This is a genomic window from Nostoc sp. LPT, assembly GCF_017115165.1.
Classification (GTDB): domain Bacteria; phylum Cyanobacteriota; class Cyanobacteriia; order Cyanobacteriales; family Nostocaceae; genus Nostoc.
Genome location: NZ_JABXKF010000123.1, coordinates 1 through 14,645 on the forward strand (window position 1 = coordinate 1; position 14,645 = coordinate 14,645).

A 14,645-nucleotide genomic window follows, 5' to 3' on the forward strand; every position below is an offset into this window, starting at 1 on the left:
AACAATGCAAGCCAACGCATTAACAATGCAAGCCAACGCATTAACAATGCAAGCCGACGCATTAACAATGCAAGCCGACGCATTAACAATGCAAGCCGACGCATTGGTATTGCAGGGTATTGCCAAATTTAATTCGCTACAAATTGATGAAATGCTGTACTAACAGAATCTCTACACAGCGGTTACGATTAATAGAGTCTAAAACTTTTTTATTCATCTTACTGGGTTTGGCGTTGGCTTAAATCTATGTTCCTAAAGATGCTACTTTTAGACATTCTTTAAGAAACTGCTGGGGAATTTCTCTACTTTCTCCCCAATGCAGATGAACATAAGAAGCATAAATATTTGCAGGTAAACCCCATCCTTCGCATCCCATATTTTCTTCACAATCATAGCGAGAAGTTTCAAATAGGGGCTGAGTGGGAGTTAAGGTTAAATGGGAACGATGAAACTCATGTCCGTAAACAGTTGTATTTGCCTTAACTAACAAATTATCTTGCAAAGCTACTGCACGACGATAGCCCAAAGTTAAACGCCCACCCATCACAGCAGATGTTGGTAGCACTCCCGCCATCGACCAAGATTTACCCTCAAAATCGATAATTTGCTCACACAAATACATTAATCCTCCGCATTCGGCAACCGTAGGCATTCCTTGAAGTACTGCCGTTTTCACTGCATCACGAACGCTAGAATTTTCTGCTAGTTGCTGGGCAAAAACTTCCGGGAAACCACCACCAAAATACATTCCCTGGATATCTTTTGGTATACCAGCATCTTCTAAGGGACTCCAGAAAACTAATTCTGCACCAAGCTGTTGCAGTAAATCGAGATTGTCTTGGTAGTAAAAATTAAAAGCGCGATCGCGGGCTACTGCAATCCTAACTGGGAATGACGGAGATAAGGAGGATGAAGTAGAAGAAGAAAAGGGTTCTGATTTTAACAAAGGTAATAAATGTTGCCAGTCGAAGCAAGTATCTCCTAAATCGGCGAGGCGATCGATTAAAGCGTTGAGTTCGGGAAGTTCGGCTGTGGGTACTAAACCCAAGTGGCGATCGGGAATTGTGATGTTATCTTGACGGCGCAGTACGCCAAGAATAGGTAATTGTAAGGGTTCTAGGGAATCTTTGAGCAGAGAAAGATGGCGATCGCTGCCGACGCGATTTAATATTACCCCAGCTATTTTAATTCGGGGATCAAAAGATCGATAGCCGTGAGCGATCGCAGCTACAGAACCAGATAAACGACTGCAATCAATCACCAACACCACAGGCAAATCTAACAGCCGTGAGATGTGTGCTGTACTTGCAAAATCAGTTATTTGTCCTTTGTCATTTGTCCTTTGTCCTTTGTCCTTTGCAAATGACATAGGCGCTTCGCCTTCTTGCAGGGTATCACTAATGACTAATGACGAAATTCCATCAAACAACCCCATTACCCCTTCCACTAGGGCATATTCACTCAGCTGATTATGATGGGCAAAACATTGCTGAACGTAGGCTTCGGAAGTCAATACGGGGTCTAAATTGCGACAAGCACGACCAGTTACGTGTTGATGAAACATCGGATCGATGTAGTCTGGCCCTACCTTAAAAGATTGCACCAGGCGATCGCGACGGCGTAAAGATGCTAAAAGGGTGAGCGTGACTGTTGTCTTACCCACCCCACTACGTTCCCCAGCAATGACTAAAGCCATAAATGAAACAAATTAGGTTTTTATGTAGCAACTATTTCGATTCTTGGCTGTGTGTCTATCGTCACTTTTTGCAAAAGCAGATGCACCAGTTTCTCCAACCGACTAACTCAAACTTATACCAATTAGAAACAACAAAACCAGCCAATTAGGGGAGTTAGACTGAAAAAGTCTAATAGTATAGTTGGAAATTAGCCAGGAGTCAGATAACAATAAGCTACCAGAAGAGGAACGTTTTATGATAATTGTGCATCATCTTAACAACTCGCGATCGCAGCGTGTGCTGTGGCTGCTTGAAGAATTAGGTATCGAATACGAGATCAAATTGTATGAACGCGATGCCAAGACGATGATGGCACCGGAATCGCTGCGCCAAGTCCATCCCCTCGGCAAGTCACCAGTAATCACAGATGCAGATTTGACGATCGCTGAGTCGGGTGCAATTATCGAATACATAGTTGATCGCTACGGTAATGGTCGGCTAGTGCCAGCCTCCGGTACGCCAGAGCATCTGCGCTACAAGTATTGGCTGCATTACGCCGAAGGTTCTGCAATGCCACCGCTGGTGATGCGGCTGATCTTGAACAATTTCGGGGCAGGGGACAGCAGCGTGGTTAGCGGATTCGTCGCGCCCCAGATCAAACTTCACTTTGACTACATAGAAGACGAACTCCGTAAAAATACGTGGTTTACGGGCAATGAATTTACCGCCGCCGATATCCAAATGAGCTTTCCCCTAGAAGTAGTCGCTACGCTTCCCCAAGAGGTCGAGAACCGACCAAAGCTCAAAGAATTTGTCGAGCGCATTCATGAGCGACCTGCTTACAAACGCGCCCTGGAGCGTGGAGGCAAATACGACCTATCCTTTCAATAGACTTCTTGCAAAAGTTCCTAACACCCGGTAGGCGTAGCCCGTCGTAGACATCGCACCAACAATAGATGGTAAAACTCAATTGCAACAAAATCCTTATCTTGCTCAAACTCTTTCTTGGGCTACTTGGATTATGCAAGGGCTTGGTAGTTGGTCTGGTTATAAGTCTGTGAAACCTCCGGGAATTACTACTTTGATTCGCGGACTATATCAGTTTGAATCTACATTTTTTGGCTGGAAACTCGCTCTCGGACTACTTGTGTGTACACCGTAGGCTTGCAGGGAGGGGAGACAAAGTGTAGCTTTGGCGGGGTGGGGTTCTTCGGGTTTAATAACTAATCAAGCGGACATGATGTAACAAGACTTACGCAAAATATGGAAAAACGTAGACGCGCCAGCGGTGAAGCAGCACGGTCTTCGGGGTTTCCTTCATGAGTGACTGCTGAACCCGGAGGGCTTCCCGCAGGGTACCGCAAAGGCGCAAAGGACGCAAAGGAATAAGAGTTTCAGAGAGTTATTGCGTAAGTCCTATATAATTCATAATTAATCAATAGACCTCTTGCAAAAATCCTTGAATTATCCCTCCCCAACCCTCCCCGATGTATTGGGGAGGGGGCAAGATTTCAAGTTTCCCCCCAATATATTGGGGAGCCACTGCGTTGCGGAGGTTCCCTCCGTTGTAGCAAGTGGCGTGGGATTAAGGGGGGTCTATTCGACTTATGCAAGAGGTTTAATATTCAATATCAGTGTGAGTAATCATAAGTGGAAATACAAAATTTTTCACAACTAATAATTTTTGGTTCTTTTATCGGATTAGTCGCTTGGACTATTACCAATCAGGTTGGACAAACTCAACTTAAAGTTAAAAGTCGTGAAGATTGGTTGCTTGATGGTACAGGATTAACGATTCAAGGAATTTTGATTCCCTTACTGCAAGCTAGTTTAGTTTATTGGCTTTATCAATATTTACTACCCACTCAACAAGGATATTTAAAAGTATCATTCATTCCAACTTTTATGATCAGTTTTGTTGTGGTTGATTATTTATATTATTGGAATCATCGTTTATTACATACTAAATTGCTGTGGAAGGTTCATCAAGTCCATCATACTGTTACTCAGATGGATGTATTAGGAACTTCCCGGAATACACTCTGGACAAGTTTGTTAATTATTTATTTATGGATACACACTTTATTTTTGTATTTGTTAGCCGATCCCACAGGTTATGTACTTGGAGTAAGTCTAACTTCTGCCTTGGATTTATGGCGACATAGCCACTTAATAATTCCTGTAAATACCAAGCTTTATCAATTTTTGTCTCCTTGGTTAATCTTACCACAGGATCATGCTTGGCATCATTACCGTGAAATCCACAATCATAACTATGGGGCTAATCTGAAAATTTGGGATAAGTTACATGGAACATATTATGAAAGCAAAAATATGCCATCTATAATCGGAATTCCTAGCTCATTAAACTTGTTCCAAAAACTTTTTTTCCCATTTTAATGACAGTTATAAGTAATATTATTTTATTCTTTCCCACCTTTATATTATTGCTAACTGGAGCAGCAATAGTCTACCTTGCCTATTCACCCAACATCTTCAGCATTTTGGCGGTGTTCCTTTGTATTTATGGGCTACCAGTGCTAGTTTACCGCTTGCATGAATGGGTTTATCCTGTGCGGGAGGGTATTAGTTATCTACAAGGTAAAGAATATAGTCCCTGGTGGGGTAGTCATCAAATCCAGGTAATTTATATTGCAATTCCGGTGTTAGAAGCAGTGCTGCGACTGATTCCGGGGGTATTTTCCTGTTGGTTGCGATTGTGGGGTGCTAAAGTAGGGCGAGATGTTTACTGGACACCAGGTTTAGAAATTGCCGATCGCGGTTTATTAGAAATTGGCGATCGCGTCGTTATCGGGCATCGTGTCGGTATCTATTCTCACATCATTAAACCCCGCAAGCAAAATCTAATGTTGTATGTCAAAAAAGTCAAGATTGGCAGCAATGTTTTTGTCGGAGCCGGATCTCATCTTGCTCCTGGTGTAGTCATTGGCGATGGTTCTTATTTACCAGCAGCCACCAACCTTTATCCTAATCAAAAGGTGCAATAATGCGTCCGATTATTCAGCTTTTTGGGCAAATACTCGCACCAACAGCGAGGCGATTTCATCAAGCTTTGGATTACCCAGAGTTGATGCAGACATCTGTACAGAAGGAAATTTGCGATCGCCTAATTAAGAGTGAGTATGGTAAAACTTTAGGGATTCATTCTGTAGATGATTGGCAGCGTGTGCCAATTGTAGATTATGATGCACTCGAAACCTGGTTAAATCAAAAACAGCAGCAAATTTACCTTACACCAGAACCCATTTTGTTCTATGAAAAAACCTCTGGTAGTAGTGGGGCGGTAAAATGGATTCCTTATACTCAATCTTTGCGGCGATCGTTTAATCAAATGTTCTGTGTCTGGGCGCATGATTTGATTGTACATGGCCCAAAATTTTCCACAGGCAAGATTTATGCTTGTATCTCACCGCAATTAAATGTAGTGGATAGCCAAGCTTTACAAGATGATTTAGATTACTTAGATGGCTGGTTGCGTTGGTTTTTACGTCCTTGGTTAGTGATGCCAAATAAACTTAATCGGCTGCATGACGCCAACTTATTTAAACACCAACTAGCTTTGGCATTATTGCAGGCTGAAAAACTAGAAATTATTTCTATTTGGAGTCCTAGTTTTCTGCAAGTACATTTAAAATATATTCAAGAAAATCAGGATTTATTGCGAGGAGAATTACACAATCGAATTTCACATAATCGGCTGCAACTCTTCAGTGAAAGTAATATTCCCTGGATGCAACTCTGGCCAAATTTGAAGCTGATTTCTTGCTGGGATAGTGCGAATGCAGCAGATCAAGCTCAGGGATTGCGATCGCGATTTCCAGGTGTATTAGTTCAAGGGAAAGGACTACTAGCGACCGAAGCCCCAATGACGATTCCGTTGATTGTCGCTGGGGGATATGTGCCGATTCTCGATGAAGTGTTTTTCGAGTTCGAGGATGAGGCTGGTTCTCTGTATGGTTTACATGAACTCAGCATTGACAAGGAATACACAATAATTTTATCGCAGAAAGGAGGTTTGTATCGTTATCGGATTGGCGATCGCATCCGGGTAACTCATTACTATCGCCACACTCCCTGTTTAGAATTTCTCGGACGACATCAAGCTATTAGCGATTTAGTGGGCGAAAAGTTGCAAGAAACCTTTGTCAATAATGCTCTGACTCTCTTGAACTTGCAAGAAACTAATTTTAAAAGCTTGATACCGATTGCCGATCCTCCACACTATATTCTATTATTAGATTCAGCAAAAGAAACCCCAGAAATTATCGCTCAACAGCTGGATCTGGCTCTATCAGAATCATATCATTACAAGAGAGCGCGAACCATCGGTCAACTCGCACCACCACAAGTTTTAATCTCTAGTGAAATTCCTGAAATATTAGTTTCCCATCGTATCCGCACTGGAAGTGTCTGGGGAGATATTAAACATCCAATTCTGGCAACATCACCCATTAGCACTGAATTTTTACAAAAATTAAAGTTGAAAATTGCCCAAAAATAGCTTACCAAGTACTAGTATAATACGGCGTAAATAAACCACCCCTTCGGGTTCGGCAGTTCCTCATGGGGGGAACCCCCAAGACTGGACTGCCTCACCATTCCAAATCAATGAAACGCTTATGTTGTATTCATTTTTAATTTTTAATTTTTAATTCTGCCTTGCGGTACTAGTACGCCACGGCGTAAATAGAGCAACCATTTAAAATCCCTAAAAAGACCATTCAATAATACTTTTGACTTTTGACTTTTGATTTTTGACTTCCGCCTTGCGGCACTAGCCTTTTGAAATTTAATTAAATATTTAGCGTGATTCTAATTTAGCAACTCGCTCCTCTAATTTATTAACTTGTTGCTTTAATTCAATCACCAAAGTTGCAAGCCGATCGAACATCGGATCTTGCTGTGATAAGTTCCTTCTGGAACCAGTTGACTGTCGTGGGGTAAGTGTTGTTCTTGAGGATGGGGACTGGCGGGTTTTACCTAGCTGAGACTCTAGCTGATTTAACCGCAACTCAACACGATTCAAGTCCGCTTCCAGATTGTTGATGCGGGATTCTACTTGCTGTGATGAGGCAGTTTTAGAAAAAAAACTGCCCCAGATAATTGTTACTAAAATCCCGGCGATTACTAGCACCTTGATTTTTTTCATACCAATAGCTGACTTGTTAGAACAGTCTATCTAAGCAGACTTGATTGAGATAGTTACAGACTAAAAATCTGGAGATATTTCATCTTTTATCCGGTTGTAGGTTAGAAAATAAACTCTGCCAATCGATATAGTCGACAGTATTTTCTGCCTGTTTAACCTCAAATGTGACGTTAGATGCTTTTCCTAGTTTTAGCGCTTGCACGCAAAGTTCTGCCACATCCTCACGGCTGATTTTGCCTCTAATATTGTCACCTTGCTCAAATATTAATTCCTTACCCCCTGCGTCTTCAGTTAAAGCACAAGGTCTAATAATCGTATAAGGAATTCCGCTTTCTCTTAAACTATCTTCTCCCTTCAACTTCCAAGTTAAAATTCCTCCCAATTGGTCATTTAATTTCACTGCTGGCGGTTCTTCATCTAAATTAATGCCAGGGCGGCCGGGACGAGTGACACCTGCTGAACTGACAAGGATAAATTGTGGTAAAGTTGTCCCCCCATAAGCTTTAATTGATTGCAACTGGAAAGTAAAACCACCTGGGGAAAACTTGGGATTTAAAGCGCCATCATGTTCAAATTTGCTCAACATCAGTTGGAATGAACAAATTCTACTTTGCTCAACTGGCGGCGCATCTTTGACAACTTTTGCCCGAAAGACGGGAATCAAATCTGCAAAGGGAATGTGAATATCTATCCAGGTATTAGCTACGGTATCGAAAGAATAGCTGTAGCCAACACCATCCCATGTTGTATCTGTTCGCAAAAATATTTTATAACGCTGACCATCACCTTTGACGCGCAATTTCACTCCTTCATAACCAGATAAGTTGAAGGGTGGATCAAAATTCTTCGTTCTGACAGAAGCAAATCCGCCAGAGTTAGCGGTGGAGACATTACCTGCAAATAAAGCTGTATTTTCTACTAATTGGATATTACTAGCACTCACGCCACCCATGACGACATCATCCAGCGCTCCCCAGTTATCCTTTAATTCTGCTGATGGCTTGGTGAAATCAAATATTAGTTTTTCCTTCGCTTGGGGCAAATATTTTGCTGCCGCTTCGACTAAGTTTTTGACTCCTTGATATTCTACATTTTCAGGAGTGTCACCAACAATTTCTGGTTGGTAAAATTTAACACCTTGATAATATTTGGCTCTATCTGCTGTATCTCCCTCAACTGGTTGTACGCGTACTGCTGTGCAACAAATTACAGCTTGGATATCAGCCATAATTAAAGGAGTTAAAGTTTCTGGTTGCGTGATATCCGCAACTACTAAATCTATATCATTACCAAGAATTGACCGTGCTTTGTCAATATCTCGAACTAGGGCGCGAACTTTATAACCTTGTTGGAGCGATCGCTGCACGACTCGTTTACCGACACCACCTGTTGCACCTGCTACTAATATTACACCCACATTTCTTCCTCCATTGGGTCTATATTGATTATCCTTAGGACGACCTTGGATTAACTGCTGTACCCAGTTAAGGAAAGGAATCACCTCAAAGTAAGTCAGGGTTTCGATAAACCTGCCTAAGTCCCATTGAGAACGATTTTTGTCAGTCATATTTGCGTCCTCATAACTCTCTTCACTCTAACAATTTTAGGGGAGTGGCGAGTAGTGTAGTTCAATTAATTGAAAAGCGCTGTCATTTTTTTAGAGCGCAAGAGTATGATCAGCAATATCTAAAGAAGCATGGACGCGCCTCTTACAGGATAGGCTAATCTTTCACTCGATTGAGGGAATATATAAGCGCTCACTTGGTATTTCATATTTCATAAATAGTACAAAAGCTTTTGTTAACCTCTTTCGTAATTGAGATAGTCCAAACTTGGACTTGAGGGATGGTGGTAAGTCTTGAAAATTAACGGATACAAAACCTCTTTGAATATAAAAATTCACCAATTGATGTTTTAAGCATTTTAAATAAAGCGGTTGATTAGCTTGAGTAATTAAATGCTGCACTAGAACACTTCCTAAACCACGGTTTCGCCAAGCTGGTGTAACAAATAAACTACCTAGCTCTTGTGCTAAGTGAAAGTTTCGGATCTGCCCGAAGGCCACTAAATGCCCATCAGATTTAATGACCCAAAATTGCTGCCATCTTAGTTGACTGGGGTCTAGCTTTGCTCTAAACACAAAATTAACCACATATCAAAAGGCTTGGCTTTACGAAGAACATATTCAGGTGGCAACGAGACATTAGACTGTATCATCTATCCAGCCATAATTTAGACAATCCCAATTTACCTTGACTGGTTGAATTTTTTTGACCAAAACAGGGTGTGGGCTGTAGGGTAAAGATGAAATGGTAAGCTGAAATTGTAGTTATCTCCGACAACAAGCATCAATTACTATCGTTACTAGAGCAGTAAAGCAGGCAGAATATAGCTTCCGGGCACTAATGCAAAAACTCCTTTTTAATGACAAAGATAGATTTAGAGCGCAGGCCCTATTCCTTGGTAAAGATATTAACTTACAGACACTGGATAATTACGTTTCCTTGGCGAGTATGCCACTAATGATTAGAGTCAGTGAAGAAGGCTACGCGGTATTGCTGGCCTATGGCGCAGTTGTCCTGTTTAACCTTGAGCCTGTAGAAAAGGTAGCCTTTTTGACCAAACTATCCTCTCAAATTAGCGGCCCTTTTGCTGACCCGGAAACAGAAGAGGTGGAAGTTCATCTCAATATTGCAGAGAGTGAACGAGCTAAGGAAGGAAAAATTTTACTGCATGAATTGAGTATAGAACGCTTGCAGATAGTGGCTGATATTCTCGCCAAGAGTGTTGTGTTGTCTCACTATGAAACCAGCCTAGCGGCTGTATTCGATCAAATTGAACCGTTTGCAGCTAGTCTCCAGCGTGAAAACAGGAGTAGACGCCAAAGCCGGGAATTACTACGTCAACTTGGGACTACCCTATTAGTTCAACATAAGATCGTGGGTCAAGTAGAGATTATCGATAAGCCGGAGTTGCTCTGGGAATCTCCACAGCTAGAAAACTTATATCTGCGCTTGGAGGATGAATACGAAATTCGTGAGCGTCACCATGCTCTGGAACGTAAACTAGAGCTAATTTCCCAAACCGCCCAAACGGTGCTGGAGTTCATGCAGCATAGCAGTAGTCAGCGAGTAGAGTGGTATGTGGTGATTCTGATTGTGGTAGAGATTCTGCTGTCACTTTATGACATCATTTTCAAAGGCTAATGCTAAATTTGGGGTTGTGATATTATGTCCGGTTAAAGACTTATCATTAAGACCCCAGAGAGGAGGGGTTTTTGGGCTTTCTGCATAGAGAAAGGGAATTATAACTAATTAGCCGGACATGATATGAGATGGCGAGGGAGCGATCGCAACTACTCAAAATTCAGATCGTAGAGACAATTCATTAGCAACAGCATCACCTAAATCAACTAAAATCAGCCAAATAGTAAACAAATTTTGGAGGCTACTTCATATAGCAATAATTATCTAGAAGTTTAAAATATCTAATGATTCTTCTATCTCTAAATCTAATATTATTTCTCGTGTATCTTTGAGTGCTTTTAGTTTACCTTCTTTACGATAGACGTCTGCCGCTTTTTGAAAATCTTCAATTGCTCCTTGTTTATCTATAATTTCTAAACGAATATTACCACGATTATAATAAGCATCAGCATAACTAGGATTAATCTGAATTGCCTGAGTATAATCTTCAATTGCACCCTCAAAATCTCCTAAATCTGAACGAGCATTACCACGGTTGTAATAGGCATCAGCATAACTAGGATTAATCTGGATTGCTTGAGTATAATCTTCAATTGCACCCTCAAAATCTCCTAAATCTGAACGAGCATTACCACGTTTTTTATAAGCTATGGCATCTTGAGGATTAATCTTGATTGCTTGAGGAAATCCTGGCTGAGAGCCTAATAAATAACGAGCAATTCCACGGTTTTTATAAGTATCAGCATAATGAGGATTAATTTTAATCGCTTGGGTATAATCCTCAATTGCTCCTTGGTTATCTCCAACATGAGAACGAGCTTCAGCCCGATTTTTATAGGTTATGGCAACATGAGGATTAATTCTAATAGCTTGAGTATAATCATTAATCGCTTCCTCTAATCGCCCCAATTGATAGAGAGCTAAACCTCGTTTATTGTAAGATTTAGCATCATGAAGATTCATCTGGATTGCCTGAGAATAATCTGCGATCGCCGCTTCATAATCTCCTACTTGATAGTGAGCTAAACCTCGTTTATAATATAAAAAATCAACATCACTCTGATGAAATTGGAAGGCTTGATTATAGTTAGTAATTGCATTTGTATATTCTCCTTTCTGAAAACATTCATCACCCAATTTTATATAAAATATATTTAACCCTTCATTATCATATTCAGGCTGAAAATAAGATTTGAGTACCCGATCGTTAGTTGGCTTAGATAGAATTTCCTGTTTTGGAAGATATTTATAAATAGGTGGTTGTTGCCGAGAAGAATTATTTATAGAAGATTGTAACTGTTCTAGATAGCACCATAAACCACCACCATATAGTAATTGTTCTATCCCAAAAGAAATTTTACCAGTCTTCAACTTAATCATTCGGGTTGGGAGAAAACCAGCCACAAAAAGGTGATACTCAGATTGTGCTTCACTGACATCTTCTTGAATCAAAATGCAAACTACAACTGCATTTTTTTCAACCTCTTCAGAACTAATTGACCATCTTACTCTGTCAATGCGACCATGACGAGATTTTACCTCAATACCAATAGATGGATCAGAAGTCAAGGTAAAATCTATATTGCCATCGCCGCCAAATCGCTTTTCATAATCGACTTCGGTAATAAAATCAGCTAAACGTTCTTTGACAACTTCCTCACCCAACTTTCCTTTGAGATAGCTAATAAAAACATCACGCACTGGTAAAACACGCTTATATTTTTCAGCCATCTGCCAGCAAAATTCTCGTAGTGCCTTTAACCTCTCTCCAGAAATTATAGTTAATTCACTATATTGACCTTCTGTTTCACAATGAAGCAGACAACCAGATGCTAACCTTTTAATAAAATCAGATTGTAGTGATCGCAGTAGTGTAATCCAGTCCATTTATTTATGTTTCTGCGAATCTTTTGATGAGATTATTCTATTAAAATATCCATTCGGCGTAAACCTTTTAATTAGCTTGGGTGATATTCCCAAAAATTGTTTACTATTTTGCAATAATTCTTAATTTAACTTACCACTTTTGAAAGTAGATTTCTATAGCTTCTTTCCATAGACTGTCATATTTATCGTTAGACATTGGCAGAATTTACATCAGTTTTGAAATTGCGTCTATGTCTTGATTATGCCAGCGTTTTGAGGAGTTAACAAAAGAGTGCGATCGCTGGGAATAATACATGAAATATTAATTAGCTAACCACCAAGATCGCAAATGTCCGAAAATCACAACCCCAATCCAAAGCCTCTCACCAACTCCAGTCCCCCCTCCTCGCAAGCGGGGAGGGGGTTAGGGGGTGTGGTTCCGGGATACTCTTGGCAAACCCCAGACGAACTTTGGAAAAAACTTAAACCATTGGCGCGACAGATGCGGTGTGAACCAACTCTAGCGGAAAAGCTACTTTGGGAGAAGTTGAGACACAAGCAAATTTTGGGTTTCAAGTTCCGCCGTCAGCAAACAATTGACCGTTTTATAGTTGATTTTTACTGTAATGAAGCGCGGTTAGTGGTGGAAGTAGATGGCGAAATTCACGACTACACTCAACAGGAAGATGCGATACGTCAAGAATTTTTGGAGAGTTTGGGGTTGCAGGTTGTGCGATTTAAAAATGAGGATGTTCTGGAGAGAATAGAGGGGGTGTTGCAGGATATTAGTGTTTGGTTGCAGAGATAGAACCCCACCCCCAACCCCCTCCCCGCAAGCGAGGAAGGGGCTAATTATGTGGTTTTTGGTGGTGTGTGCGATCGCAGTAGTGTAATCCAGTCTATTTATATTTCTGCGAATCTTTTGATGAGATTATTCTATTAAAATATTCATTCAAGGCATTTCCCACACTTTAACTGTTTTATCATAACCACCACTAACAATATTTTTACCATCTGGACTAAAAGCTACTGACTCTACATAAGATTCATGTCCAAAAAGAGTGATAATTGGTAGTCCAGTTTGCACATCCCATACTTTAATGGTTTTGTCGTCACTACCACTCACAAGATTTAGGCCATCAGGGCTAAAAGCCAAGGATGTCACTGCATTAGAGTGGCCTTTAAAAGTACGTATCTGCCTATTATTTTGCCAATCCCAAAGTATGATGTTATTGTCTTCACTCCTATTTTTTTCTTTAACGCAATTCATTCTCACGCAACAGTGCATCAGCCCAAGCTGCATCTGCTTCTGACAACGCTGGTACTGGCTGTTGACTGTAATCTATTACCAAATCATAACTTGCGCGGTCATAAATTCCAGCTAATAAACTGTGCAAATCTACCAATGGTTCACTATCACCAATTCGCAAAGGTAACGGAAATGTAGGAATTACATCTTCCAAATTAAAGGTATATAAATCAGATTGGGGACGGTTTTCTGCCCGACTAACCAAAATCCGATAATCATTTTGCGTACCATCCCCAAAAACTAACATTGGTTCCCCAACGCGTAATAAATCAATTTCCACCAAATGTGTTGAACTTCCCAATACTCGCTGTCGCTTAGTTTCGTATGCGTTCCGTCCTTCTCCTGTACGTTTATTTTTAGGTGATAAAATTTCAATTACAGTTACTACTTCTTTTGTTGCTACCTTTCGCACCTCTAAATATTTTTCCTTTACTATCTCAGGTATAGGAACTGTCACCGTTTTAGGTTGAACAGCAGGTGTAGCTACAGCTATATTCGGTATTTTAGGATTTATTGCTGTCTGTGAATTTTGTACTATTACATCAGGAATACCAACCAAGAGTTTATCATCGCCAGTAGTTTGATAAATTCGTTCTTCAATGGCGACAAAATATTTGGGACGTAGTTGAGGAGATAGATAATCTGCGATCGCAACTATTAGTCTGCCATGTACTCCTGGCCATAATTCAGGATCTTCTAAATACGGGTTCATTCCTGGAAATGGATAAGCCATAACAAATATCTCAAAACCAAAATTTAAAAATAATTCTCATAGCCCCCTCCTCGCAAGCGGGGAGGGGGTTGGGGGTGGGGTTCTAAGAACAACTAGTAAGCGCTGCACCACATTGATCTTCCCTTGTCAACCAACCTTTAACACCTTGATATTCCACCTGTGCCCAATCTCCTTGACAGCCTTGCAATTTGACAGGCGTATTAGCAGGAATTCTTCTCGCTTTTTGGCTTTCTTGATTTATGTCAGTATATAAATACACACCGTTAGTACCGTAGCCACGCGTTGTTAAGCCTAACTTTGGCACAAATACCCATCCAGTTCCTTGAAAACCATTGCTAGCATTAGTAATCTGCACCCAATTTCCAGCAGCACCAATAACCTGAACTGTTTCGTTGATGGGTATTTGTCCTATAATTACGTTATTTGTACTTGCACCACTCCGCACATTTAAACCTTGGGGATCTGTATCGATGACGTAGGCAAAAAGATCGCACTTTTGAGAATTACTTGATTTCGCTAAACTTATTTCATTAGCTATACCTATATTGAGTATCACACTAATACAACTGAATGCCAATCCGATCGCTAACTTTGATGCTGGATTTTTCACTTTTTTTGTCATAATTTCTTCAAGTTTCTGGCATCAGTACCCAAGGCTGGAGTCTTAGTTTATATCTTTGAATCT

The 14,645-nt window shown here is 40.6% G+C and carries 14 protein-coding genes and 1 pseudogene; 7 read left to right on the forward strand and 8 right to left on the reverse strand.

Translation table 11 applies throughout. From position 1 onward, the window contains the following. Positions 1-244 precede the first annotated feature (244 nt). On the reverse strand, positions 245-1,696 hold the full coding sequence (locus HWQ58_RS22550; protein WP_292867364.1) for a cobyrinate a,c-diamide synthase: 1,452 nt from the start codon (positions 1,694-1,696) through the stop codon (positions 245-247). Positions 1,697-1,877: 181 nt separating this feature from the next. Here HWQ58_RS22550 and HWQ58_RS22555 point away from each other — a divergent pair, with 181 nt between their 5' ends. The 5 genes and pseudogenes from HWQ58_RS22555 (at position 1,878) to HWQ58_RS22575 (ending at position 6,198) form a co-directional block, all read left to right on the forward strand. Further along, positions 1,878-2,567, forward strand: a complete 690-nt coding sequence (locus HWQ58_RS22555) for a glutathione S-transferase (protein WP_292867367.1) — start codon at positions 1,878-1,880, stop codon at positions 2,565-2,567. A gap of 49 nt (positions 2,568-2,616) precedes the next feature. Further along, a pseudogene (locus HWQ58_RS22560) lies at positions 2,617-2,838 on the forward strand (IS4 family transposase); the annotation flags it as partial. A 488-nt stretch (positions 2,839-3,326) separates the two neighbouring features. Then, positions 3,327-4,076 carry a sterol desaturase family protein gene (locus tag HWQ58_RS22565; protein ID WP_292867370.1) on the forward strand — a complete coding sequence of 250 codons (750 nt, stop codon included), beginning with the start codon at positions 3,327-3,329 and terminating at the stop codon, positions 4,074-4,076. Continuing rightward, complete coding sequence (locus tag HWQ58_RS22570; protein ID WP_292867373.1) at positions 4,076-4,684, forward strand: DapH/DapD/GlmU-related protein; 609 nt, start codon at positions 4,076-4,078, stop codon at positions 4,682-4,684. The genes HWQ58_RS22565 and HWQ58_RS22570 overlap by 1 nt, the downstream gene beginning before the upstream one ends. Continuing rightward, positions 4,684-6,198: a GH3 auxin-responsive promoter family protein gene (locus HWQ58_RS22575; protein ID WP_292867376.1), complete on the forward strand. Its 1,515-nt coding sequence runs from the start codon at positions 4,684-4,686 to the stop codon at positions 6,196-6,198. Before HWQ58_RS22570 ends, HWQ58_RS22575 begins: the two co-directional genes overlap by 1 nt. 300 nt (positions 6,199-6,498) lie before the next feature. Here the strand turns inward: HWQ58_RS22575 and HWQ58_RS22580 are convergent, their stop codons facing one another. The 3 genes from HWQ58_RS22580 to HWQ58_RS22590 form a co-directional block, all read right to left on the reverse strand. Further along, positions 6,499-6,846, reverse strand: coding sequence for a hypothetical protein (locus tag HWQ58_RS22580; protein ID WP_292867379.1), 348 nt, complete (start codon positions 6,844-6,846; stop codon positions 6,499-6,501). 79 nt (positions 6,847-6,925) lie between these two features. Further along, a complete protein-coding gene (locus tag HWQ58_RS22585; protein WP_292867382.1) occupies positions 6,926-8,413 on the reverse strand; it encodes a CIA30 family protein in 1,488 nt (495 codons plus the stop codon). Between the two features lie 162 nt (positions 8,414-8,575). Next, positions 8,576-8,986 (reverse strand): GNAT family N-acetyltransferase, encoded by a 411-nt coding sequence (locus tag HWQ58_RS22590; protein WP_366838446.1) that lies wholly within the window; start codon positions 8,984-8,986, stop codon positions 8,576-8,578. 265 nt (positions 8,987-9,251) lie between these two features. Between HWQ58_RS22590 and HWQ58_RS22595 the strand changes: the two genes are divergently transcribed. Further along, entirely contained in the window at positions 9,252-10,052 is an 801-nt protein-coding gene (locus HWQ58_RS22595; RefSeq protein WP_292867385.1) for an RMD1 family protein, read from the forward strand. Positions 10,053-10,316: 264 nt separating this feature from the next. Here HWQ58_RS22595 and HWQ58_RS22600 read toward each other — a convergent pair whose 3' ends face one another. Next, the gene (locus HWQ58_RS22600; RefSeq protein WP_292867388.1) at positions 10,317-11,939 is read right to left on the reverse strand and encodes a tetratricopeptide repeat protein; all 1,623 of its coding nucleotides are present in this window, start codon (positions 11,937-11,939) and stop codon (positions 10,317-10,319) included. A 328-nt stretch (positions 11,940-12,267) separates the two neighbouring features. Between HWQ58_RS22600 and HWQ58_RS22605 the strand changes: the two genes are divergently transcribed. Then, positions 12,268-12,726, forward strand: coding sequence for an endonuclease domain-containing protein (locus HWQ58_RS22605; RefSeq protein WP_292867392.1), 459 nt, complete (start codon positions 12,268-12,270; stop codon positions 12,724-12,726). Between the two features lie 144 nt (positions 12,727-12,870). On the opposite strand, the gene HWQ58_RS22610 is transcribed toward HWQ58_RS22605, so the two are convergent. The 3 genes from HWQ58_RS22610 to HWQ58_RS22620 all read right to left on the reverse strand — a co-directional run bounded on the left by HWQ58_RS22610 (position 12,871) and on the right by HWQ58_RS22620 (position 14,582). Then, on the reverse strand, positions 12,871-13,221 hold the full coding sequence (locus HWQ58_RS22610; RefSeq protein WP_366838449.1) for a hypothetical protein: 351 nt from the start codon (positions 13,219-13,221) through the stop codon (positions 12,871-12,873). Beyond that, on the reverse strand, positions 13,175-13,960 hold the full coding sequence (locus HWQ58_RS22615) for a DUF4058 family protein (protein ID WP_292867398.1): 786 nt from the start codon (positions 13,958-13,960) through the stop codon (positions 13,175-13,177). The genes HWQ58_RS22610 and HWQ58_RS22615 overlap by 47 nt, the downstream gene beginning before the upstream one ends. Positions 13,961-14,042: 82 nt before the next feature. Beyond that, positions 14,043-14,582, reverse strand: coding sequence for an SH3 domain-containing protein (locus HWQ58_RS22620; protein WP_292867400.1), 540 nt, complete (start codon positions 14,580-14,582; stop codon positions 14,043-14,045). Between the last annotated feature and the right edge of the window lie 63 nt (positions 14,583-14,645).